This window comes from Methanoregula sp. (assembly GCF_049690535.1).
In the GTDB taxonomy this organism is placed as follows: domain Archaea; phylum Halobacteriota; class Methanomicrobia; order Methanomicrobiales; family Methanospirillaceae; genus Methanoregula.
The window spans coordinates 1-5,440 of sequence record NZ_JBAVMX010000113.1 but is presented as its reverse complement, the minus strand read 5'-3'; the positions used below and the strand labels follow the sequence as shown (position 1 = coordinate 5,440).

The 5,440-nt window shown below is 52.5% G+C and carries 4 protein-coding genes; 1 reads left to right on the top strand and 3 read right to left on the bottom strand.

Annotation, left to right across the window (positions count from 1 at the left end; genetic code table 11):
- Positions 1–388: 388 nt before the first annotated feature.
- Together dnaK and WCE46_RS09065 are read right to left on the bottom strand one after the other, a co-directional pair.
- The gene (gene dnaK, locus WCE46_RS09070; protein WP_424733382.1) at positions 389–2,263 is read right to left on the bottom strand and encodes a molecular chaperone DnaK; all 1,875 of its coding nucleotides are present in this window, start codon (positions 2,261–2,263) and stop codon (positions 389–391) included.
- A 32-nt stretch (positions 2,264–2,295) separates the two neighbouring features.
- Positions 2,296–2,847 (bottom strand): nucleotide exchange factor GrpE, encoded by a 552-nt coding sequence (locus WCE46_RS09065; RefSeq protein ID WP_424733381.1) that lies wholly within the window; start codon positions 2,845–2,847, stop codon positions 2,296–2,298.
- A gap of 311 nt (positions 2,848–3,158) precedes the next feature.
- Here WCE46_RS09065 and purH point away from each other — a divergent pair, with 311 nt between their 5' ends.
- Positions 3,159–4,643, top strand: a complete 1,485-nt coding sequence (purH, locus tag WCE46_RS09060; protein WP_424733380.1) for a bifunctional phosphoribosylaminoimidazolecarboxamide formyltransferase/IMP cyclohydrolase — start codon at positions 3,159–3,161, stop codon at positions 4,641–4,643.
- A 522-nt stretch (positions 4,644–5,165) separates the two neighbouring features.
- On the opposite strand, the gene WCE46_RS09055 is transcribed toward purH, so the two are convergent.
- A partial coding sequence (locus WCE46_RS09055; protein ID WP_424733379.1) for a hypothetical protein occupies positions 5,166–5,440 on the bottom strand: 275 nt, incomplete at its 5' end.

Below are 5,440 nucleotides of genomic sequence, written 5' to 3'. Positions count from 1 at the left end.
TGCAGGCACTGTGGCAGGAGATTCCCGAACCGGATAGACTTCCGGAACCATCTCCCTTGCACCGGCAAGCCAGCGAAACAGTAACCGGGGGCGAGCGGGCCGGTGCCTTCCCGCGATGAACCCCTGCCTCGCCACCGTTACTGCATTTTTTACACTCCCTGGGGGAGCAAGTCCCCCGGGGATCGTGCCGTTTTGTAACCGCAATTATCCGTCAATAAAGCCCCGCCAAGGCACTTCTTTTGGCAAAAGTCCCTGCCGATGGGTAGAAGTATGCTCCAATCGAAAAGAAGGCCGGTTTTGAGAAAGTTACTAAAAAAAGGGTCTTGAAATTAATATTCTATGTGTGGCTAGCAAAACTATCGTAGTAATCGCCCGATCCCATGGATGCTCACTCGTCTTTGACTTTGTAATCTGCGTTGACGACATTATCGTCTTGTTTCTGTTCCGGTTCAGAAGATGGGCCGGCGCCGGCTCCTGCACTGCCGTCAGGCTGCGGGCCCGACTGCTTTGCTGCATTCTCTGCCTGCATCTTCTGGTAGATCTTCGTTGTCGCTGCGTAGACAGATTCGGTGAGTGTTTCCATGGCCTTCTTGATCTCGTCCGGGTTGTCGGCGGAAAGAGCAGTTTTTACGGCTGCTATCCCCTCTTCGACTTTCTGCTTGTCGGCAGCCTCGAGTTTGTCGCCGCTCTCTTTTATCATCTTCTCGGCCGTGAATACTGCCGTGTCTGCCTGGTTCCTTACCTCGATCTCTTCCCGCTTTTTCTTGTCGTCGGCCTCGAACTGCTTGGCCGCGTTCATCATCTTCTTGATATCTTCGTCCGAGAGCTTCTTGTCTCCTTTAATGGAGATTGCCTGCTCGTTACCGGTGCCAAGATCCTTTGCCGACACGTGGATGATACCGTTTGAATCAATATCGAAGGTGACTTCGATCTGCGGGATACCCCGGGGAGCCGGTGGGATACCGGTCAGCTGGAACTTACCCAGCGTGAAGTTGTCCTTTGCGAGGGCGCGTTCACCCTGCACGACATGGATCTCGACGCTGGTCTGGCCGTCGGCCGCGGTCGAGAAGATCTGACTTTTACGGGTCGGGATCGTGGTGTTGCGCTCGATAAGTTTTGTCGCAATCCCGCCCAGTGTCTCGATCCCGAGCGTGAGCGGCGTCACATCGAGGAGCACGATGTCCTTTGTCTCACCAGTCAGAACGGCTCCCTGGATGGCAGCACCGAGCGCCACGCACTCATCAGGGTTAATGCCCTTGTCTGGTTCCTTGCCCAGCAATTTTTTCACCGTCTCCACAACGAGCGGGATACGGGTTGAGCCCCCGACAAGGAGTACGTGGTCGATGTCCTTTGCGGTCAGTTTTGCATCGCTTAACGCCTGGTTGACCGGTCCGACCGTGGATTCCACGAGATCGCCGATCAGCTGTTCGAGTTTTGAACGGGTAAGATCGATGTTGAGGAACTTGGGACCCGTTGAACCGGTCGTGATGTAGGGCAGGTTGATGTTTGTCGTCTGGCGCTGGGAGAGTTCGATCTTTGCGTTCTCAGATGCATCGCGCAGGCGCTGCATGGCGAAGATATCGCTTTTGAGGTCGATGCCCTCTTTCTTTTTGAATTCATCAACCAGGTAATCCGTGATGAGCTTGTCGAAGTCGTCTCCGCCCAGGTGGTTGTTGCCTGCGGTGGATTTTACTTCAAAGACACCATCGCCGAGTGTCAGGATAGAGACATCGAACGTACCGCCACCGAGATCATAAACAAGGACCGTGACATCCGCTTCTTTGTCGATACCGTATGCGAGGGCGCTTGCCGTCGGCTCGTTGATGATACGCATTACTTCAAGGCCGGCGATCTTCCCGGCATCCTTTGTAGCCTGCCGCTGGGCGTCGTTAAAGTACGCCGGGACGGTGATGACCGCTTTTGTGATCTTCTCCCCGAGGTAGGCTTCTGCATCGACCTTTAACTTCTGGAGGATCATCGCGGAGATTTCCTGCGGGGTATACTCTTTGTCGTCAATTTTTACTTTTTCCGACGTCCCCATCTTGCGCTTGATGGACTGTATCGTATGCTGGGGGTTTGTGACCGCCTGTCGTTTTGCGAGGCTGCCGACAAGGCGCTCCCCCTCTTTTGTAAATGCGACAACGGATGCGGTTGTTCGTGCTCCTTCACTGTTGGGGATGACAATGGGTTTTCCCGCCTCCATGATCGACATGCAGGAGAAGGTAGTCCCAAGGTCGATACCTAATATCTTCTCGTTTGCCATAATGGTCAGTCCTTTTTTATTCTCTGATTTTTTTAGGATTTTTCAACGGTCGCTTCATTATGTAATTTTTTTCCTTTCGATACTGCGACTTTTGCGTACCGTATCACTTTTTTGTGCATACGGTATCCGGGAGATACGACATCGACGACAGTTCCTTCTGCATCATCGGAAGGAATATGCGCGACTGCCTCGTGCTCTCCGGGATCAAAGGATTTTTTCAAGGCATCTATGGGTGTGATTCCATGCCGCACGAGAATTCCGGACAGCAACTGGTGGATCTGTTCAACACCGTGGCGGAGATGACTGTCATCGCTTTTAAGTGCCCGTTCGAGATTATCTGCGATCTCAAGTACATCCACGGCAAAGCGTTCGTTTGCATGTTGTACCATGGCCTCGTGGTCCCGGGCAGTCCGTTTCCGGTAATTGTCGAAATCCGCTGCGAGCCTGAGATACCGGTCGTTCAAATCCTCGTACCGCTTCTTCTCTTCCGCGAGCTCATCGCGGGTTTGGGGCGGAGGGGATACCGGTGTTTCCGGCACTGCAGCCTTGGTGTCAGGCACAGGGGTGGTTTCGTTCTCTTCCATAGTTCATCCCATTCGATGTTCCAGTATCTATTGAATTGTGGTTCTATATAAAGTTTAAGTGAACCCCAACGACTGTATTTGCCGGGATTCAAGAATTTTGGAATGTAATCTTCGGATGCGGTTTTGGTGATGAGGATTTTGAACCGGCTTATAACTCGGCAAAAAAGGGGAGTGACACTATCATTGGATCGTCGTTCCTGTTTTAAGGAGGTAATCCTGCGCTCCGTAATCATAAGTTTCCATGAACAGTCAGGATACCGGATGCCGGGTGCTGCATACCTTTTTTGGCCACAATCGGCATATACTAATCCATGAAATGGGCGCTTCTTTCGGTATGGGATAAATCCGGGATCGTGGAACTGGCGCAGGCGCTGGTCAGGAACAATTACAGCCTTATGAGTTCGGGCGGGACCGGTAAGGCACTTGCGGAAGCGAATGTCCCGTTTACAGAAGTATCGAGTTACACGGGATTTCCCGAGATGATGGACGGCAGGGTAAAGACGCTCCACCCAAAGGTCCACGGGGGTCTTCTGGGCCGACGGCAGATCGACGATGTGGTGATGGCCAAGTACGGGATCAACCGGATCGATCTGCTTGTCGTGAACCTGTACCCGTTCGAGAAGATGTCGGGGCAGGCGATGGCGCTCGACAAACTGATCGAATATATCGATGTAGGCGGCCCGGCGATGATCCGGGCAGCGGCAAAGAATTTCAGGGATGTCGCGGTTGTTGTCGACCCTTCCGACTATCCGATGGTGATTAAAACAGTCGGCGGTGCCGGTTTTACCCCGGAGCAGCAGCTGACGCTCGCAAAAAAGGCGTTTGCCCGGACTGCGGCCTACGATGCAGCCATCAGCAATTACCTATCCACCATGGATATGGCGTTCCCGCACACCCTCTCACTCCAGTTCACCCATGGGAGGATGCTCCGGTACGGCGAGAACCCACACCAGCAGGCAGCCGTGTACGGCACGATCGGTATCGCCGGTGCCGAACCATTGCAGGGCAAGCAGATGTCATACAACAATTACCTCGACGTCAATGCTGGCACCGCCCTTTTACAGGAGTTCGAGGAACCTGCGGCCGTGATTGTCAAGCACAACAACCCCTGTGGTGTTTCGATTGGTACTGATATTCTGGATGCCTACCTGACCGCCCGCGAAGTCGACCCGGCATCGGCTTATGGTTCTGTCGTGTCGCTCAACCGCGAAGTCGACAAAATACTGGCAGAAGCGATTGACTCCACCTTTGTCGAAGTTGTTGTCGCTCCCTCGTTTACCAAAGAAGCCCTTGACACGATGAAAAAGAAAGAGAACATGCGGGTGCTCAACCTCCCGGAGCGCGTGAATGCGGATGAAGTGCGCACCATCGACGGGGGCATCCTTGTCCAGCGGACCCCGCCTTACAAAGAGAACTGGCAGGTGATCACCGACCGCGACCCGACCACCGATGAGATGCAGGCGCTCAAGATTGCCTGGAAAGTCTGCAAGCACACGAAAAGCAACACGATCATCTTTGCCGACCAGAAGCGTACCCTTGGCATTGGTGCCGGACAGATGAGCCGGGTCGACTCGGCAAAGATCGCGATCGACAAAGCCTGTGCCCCGCTCGCAGGATCTGCAGTCGCGTCCGATGCATTCCTCCCCTTCCCGGATACCCTTGAGGTTGCAGCAAAGGCCGGCGCCACGGCGCTTGTCCAGCCCGGTGGATCCATACGCGACAAAGAGGTTATTGAAGCGGCAAACCGGCTGAATATGGCCATGATCTTTACCGGAGTGAGATACTTCCGCCACTGATTTTTTTTGTATTTTCCTAATTTAAGCCAGTATTTAAGATAGATATTTATTCTGCGATGTTGCCATACCGGATAACTATCGTTTGTAGGTATTGACAGTTATGGACGATGCGCAACTGCATCGTTGTGGTGAATGAAATGGATTATAGAAACAACTTTTGTATAAAAAATAAATTACGAACGTTTAGATCCTAGCAATCCGCGCCCATACAAAGGTTCTTTTATCTCAAAAGAGTATACTCTTTTATGACTCATAAGAAATGCCCCATGTGTGGAAAGAGCATGTGCCGCGCTCATGTGAAGACTCGCATATCTGGGAAGCAGCATTGGGTACGAACACAGTTTAGTATCTGTGATGCCTGCGGTCAAGTGCAGCGCGATTAGAAAATAAGTTATATAGTTATTTTTTTGGGGGGAAGGCGAGGCACTTATGGACTCACTTTCTATCCCCGCGCCCGCGAGAAGGGTTGCACATCAGCAACCCCTTCAAAAATTCAGACCCATCAAAATAGTTATATAACTTTTATTCCGGCCATCGCCCGTACCGCACACTCATAACTTTATCCAACCCCCGAACAAGACCATCCTGTGTGCCTTGATGATGCACATAATAAGCTGGCGCTGGCTGCAGTGGGACCGGGCCCGATATGATCTCCTGCCCGTCGCTCGCCGTTCCTATTACTTCAGCAGCATAGGCATTATCCGGCCAAACGGCATTCCATTGGTGATAATCTGCGATGTAAAGGAGCTGCCCGGTTTTCGTGAAGATCTCATACAGCCCCCCGTTAATCCCAACGC

Bases quoted from the DNA above. Each gene is read 5' to 3' on its own strand.
- dnaK (WP_424733382.1), bottom strand. From the start codon at position 2,263: ATGGCAAACGAGAAGATATTAGGTATCGACCTTGGGACTACCTTCTCC.
- WCE46_RS09065 (WP_424733381.1), bottom strand. From the start codon at position 2,847: ATGGAAGAGAACGAAACCACCCCTGTGCCTGACACCAAGGCTGCAGTG.
- purH (WP_424733380.1), top strand. From the start codon at position 3,159: ATGAAATGGGCGCTTCTTTCGGTATGGGATAAATCCGGGATCGTGGAA.